3 protein-coding genes are annotated in these 3,801 nt (G+C 60.3%); all 3 read left to right on the top strand.

Features of this window, described 5'->3' with window-relative positions:
• Positions 1–434: 434 nt before the first annotated feature.
• The 3 genes from FJ398_26665 to FJ398_26655 all read left to right on the top strand — a co-directional run bounded on the left by FJ398_26665 (position 435) and on the right by FJ398_26655 (position 3,725).
• Entirely contained in the window at positions 435–1,865 is a 1,431-nt protein-coding gene (locus tag FJ398_26665) for an efflux RND transporter periplasmic adaptor subunit (GenBank protein MBM3841468.1), read from the top strand.
• Between the two features lie 399 nt (positions 1,866–2,264).
• Entirely contained in the window at positions 2,265–2,831 is a 567-nt protein-coding gene (locus FJ398_26660; protein MBM3841467.1) for an efflux RND transporter permease subunit, read from the top strand.
• Between the two features lie 3 nt (positions 2,832–2,834).
• Positions 2,835–3,725 (top strand): efflux RND transporter permease subunit, encoded by an 891-nt coding sequence (locus FJ398_26655; GenBank protein MBM3841466.1) that lies wholly within the window; start codon positions 2,835–2,837, stop codon positions 3,723–3,725.
• Positions 3,726–3,801: the final 76 nt, after the last annotated feature.

Here is a 3,801-nt window from a genome sequence, read left to right as displayed (position 1 = left end):
CCGAAGGGCGGCAGTTCTTTTTCGCCAGACTTCGTTGCTTGCTCCTTACAGATCCACTTCGGGATATGCTCGTCGCTCGCGCCTCGTCTGGCCGAAAAATCCCTTGCCGCGAACGTGAGCGTATTTATGAAATGGACCACTTAGGGTCTGTGCAAAAATAAATTCCGGTTTTGCTGGAGGCGATTTCGCTTTCTGGCGAGGCACGACGAAGGAGCATAGCCAGGGCTCTGCGACTGAGGAGAAACGAAGCCAGAAAGCGAGCCCTCCGGGGCGGGGCGGCGCCTGGCCGGCTGCGGCGTTGCTCGTCGGTCACAGCCCCAAAACGGGGATGCTCCTTCCTCGCGCCTTGCATCCGGCCAGGCGGCGCTCCCGCCAAAACCGGAAGTTATTTTTGCACAGACCCTTACCAGATCATAAAGCCCCGGAGTGATTCTATGACCACCAGCAAACTACTCGAGCTTCCTCTAATCGCGCTCGCGTTTGCCCTGGCGTTTGCCGGCTGCAAGAAATCCGATTCCGCCCAGGCCAGCCCGCAAAAGTATCATTGCCCGATGCATCCGACCTATATCTCCGACCGGCCGGGCGACTGTCCCATTTGCGGCATGAAGCTCGTTTTGATCAAGGAGGACAAACCCGCCGCCGCGGTTTCTCTGTCCGAGTCAGACCCCCACACCGCGCGCGTCAAGCCTGGCCAGTTCTTCTGCCCGATGCACCCCGAAGTCGTCCAGAACGAGCCGGGCAGATGCCCCGATTGCGGCATGAACCTGCGTGAAAAGGAAGAACCGCGTGCGGTCCTGGGCGATCACGCGAAGCACTCGACCGCTCCATCCGTGCCGGGGCGCGTGCCCATCAGTCTGTCTCCGGACAAACGTCAATTGATCGGCCTGACGCTCTCCAAGGTCGAACGACGCAACCTTACGCGCACGGTGCGCACGGCGGCGTTGGTGGAGCACGACGAGACGGGGTACACCCGAATTGCGCCGCGTTTCGCCGGCTGGGTGCGCAAGCTCCATGTCAATTTCACCGGGGCGCCGGTCGAGAAAGGCCAGCCTTTGTTCACGGTCTATAGCCCGGAGCTCTTTTCCGCGGAGAACGAGTATCTCATCGCCTGGCGGGGCGTGAAACAATTGAAGGCAGACGCGCCGGCCTTCCAAAAAGAAGCGGCTCGAACGCTCCTCGAATCGGCCCGGCTGCGCGTCGCGCTCTTCGAGATTGGCGATGAGGAAGTCAGAGAACTGGAGCAACGCGGCACTGCCAGGGCGGAGCTGCTTTTCCGAGCCCCATTTTCCGGCCACGTGCTCGTGAAAAACGCCGTCGAAGGCAAGGCCTTTATGGCCGGTGAATCACTCTACGAAATCGCGGACCTGGCTCACGTCTGGCTGCGCGCCTATGTTTTTGAGTTCGAGATGCCGCTGATCGCCGCCGGGCAGGAAGCGATTGTCAACTTCCCTTACCTCAACAACGAATCGTTTTCTGCGAAGGTCACGTTCATCTACCCCCACATCGAACCGCAAACCCGCCGCGGCCAGATCCGCCTGGAGATGGAGAATCATCACCACCGGATTCGTCCCGACATGTGGGCCAATGTGGAAATCGAACTCGGCGCCGGCGAGAAACTGACGGTGCCGGCCAGCGCGGTCATTGACACCGGCCCGCGTTACGTCGCTTTCGTCGAACGCGATGACCGGCAGCTTGAGCCGCGCGAGGTGAAAGTCGGCATGAAGACCGACGATTACTACGAAGTCGTGTCCGGCCTGTATGAAAACGAGCGCGTCGTCACACGCGCGCTGTTTTTGGTGGATTCAGAGAGCCAGCTCAAAGCGGCCATCGCGGGTATGAGGTCGTCCGGCGGCCACCAGCACTAAATCCGAATGCCGCAATCCAAACGAAATCCGAAGTGGGAAAAATCGAATGCCTCGCGCCTGCCGACGGCGCGTAGCGCAGGTTTCCAACCTGCCGTATCGCCGACTTCCAGTCGGCAGCGCGTCGCCAATTCCAGGGCGCTGGTCGGTGTGGCGCGGCGGCGGATTGAAAACCCGCGATACAGCGCAGCGCGGCGAAGCTGCAACCAAATATTTTGGACTGCGGCGGGAAGCAAAGCGCCACGCCGCTTGCGTCGCCATTGCTGGCCGTACCAAAGCGGTGTCGCCGCTACGCTCTGCCACCGCAGTGCAAAATCGTCGCAGGCTGCGATGATTCCAGGCGATGCTGATTGACTGGAAGTCTGCGTTGCGAGGACTGCACGTCTCCTCATTTGCCTTGAAATGAACTCAAGCCCGCACGCTTCCAGAGCTTCCGAGCCGCCGCCGTCCCATCAGGATTCCCTCATCGAGCGCATCATTGAGTGGAGCGCGCGAAACAAGTTCATGGTCTTCATGATGGTCGGCGCGCTCACGCTGGCCGGCGTTTATGCCATGCGCCACACGCCGCTGGACGCGATTCCGGATTTGTCCGACGTGCAAGTGATCGTGTTCACGCAATGGGAAGGCCGCAGTCCGAATCTCGTCGAAGACCAAATCACTTACCCGATTGTCACCAAACTCATCTCCGCGCCCCGGGTGAAGGTCGTGCGCGGGTATTCCTTTTTCGGCTACTCGTTCGTCTATGCGGTGTTCGATGACGGCACGGACATTTATTGGGCCCGCTCGCGCGTGCTCGAATACATGCAGGGTCTCACCGGCAATCTCCCGCCAGGGGTGACGCCCGTGCTCGGTCCGGACGCCACGGGCGTGGGCTGGGGCTTTCAATACGCGCTCGTGGATAAGAGCGGCCGGCATGACCTCGCGGACTTGCGCTCGTTTCAGGATTGGCACTTGCGATACTGGATTTAAAGCGTGGAAGGCGTGGCGGAAGTGGCGACCTACGGCGGATTCCAGAAGCAATATCAAATCGAAATCGATCCCAACAAACTGCTCGCCTACAACATTCCTATTACCAAGGTCGTTTCCTCCGTTCGCGCCTCCAACAACGACGTCGGCGGACGCGAACTGGATCGCTACGGCACCACGTATCTAGTCCGGGGCCAGGGCTACATCCGTTCGCTCGAAGAACTCCGCCTGGTCGTCGTGGGCGCGGATGCCAAAGGCACGCCGATTCTTCTCCGCGACGTGGCCAAGAACATCACGCTCGGCGCGGAGATGCGGCGCGGCGCAGGCGAATTGGATGGCGAAGGCGAAACCGTCGGCGGCATCGTCGTGGTCCGCTTCGGCCAGAACGTCCTGCAGGTCATCGAGCGCATCAAGGCGAAGCTGGAAGCAGTCAAAGCCTCACTGCCGCCGGGAATGGAAATCGTCACCACCTACGATCGGTCCGATCTCATCCATCGCTCCATCAAAACGCTGACGCGGACGATCATTGAGGAGTCCATCATCGTCTCGATCATCGTCGTTGTGTTCCTGCTGGATTTCGGCGGCGCGGTGCGGGCTATCGTCACGTTGCCCATCGCCGTGGCGCTCGCGTTCATCCCGATGTATTACCTGGGATTGACCGCGAACATCATGTCGCTGGCAGGCATTGCCATCGCCGTCGGCGCGCTTTGCGACGAAGCCGTTGTGATGGTGGAGAATGTCCACAAGCACCTCGAACACGCGCCGCCCGGACTGAGCCGGAAGGAGAAACAGGAAATCATCATCCGGGCGTGCAAACAACTGGGCAAACCGTTGTTCTTCGCGCTGTCACCATGGCCTGGGCGGCGTTTCTTTCCATCACGATCGGGCCGGCGTTGATTGTGTTGATGACCGCCGCCCGAGTGGTTCCGGAACACAAACACCCCATCAGCCGCGTTCTACACCGGCTGTATTA

The sequence above is a fragment of the Verrucomicrobiota bacterium genome, assembly GCA_016871535.1.
GTDB lineage: Bacteria > Verrucomicrobiota > Verrucomicrobiia > Limisphaerales > SIBE01 > VHCZ01.
The sequence above is the reverse complement of the archived record's forward strand: the minus strand, read 5'-3'. Positions and strand labels throughout refer to the sequence as shown.

Bases quoted from the DNA above. Each gene is read 5' to 3' on its own strand.
- FJ398_26660 (MBM3841467.1), top strand. From the start codon at position 2,265: ATGAACTCAAGCCCGCACGCTTCCAGAGCTTCCGAGCCGCCGCCGTCC.
- FJ398_26665 (MBM3841468.1), top strand. From the start codon at position 435: ATGACCACCAGCAAACTACTCGAGCTTCCTCTAATCGCGCTCGCGTTT.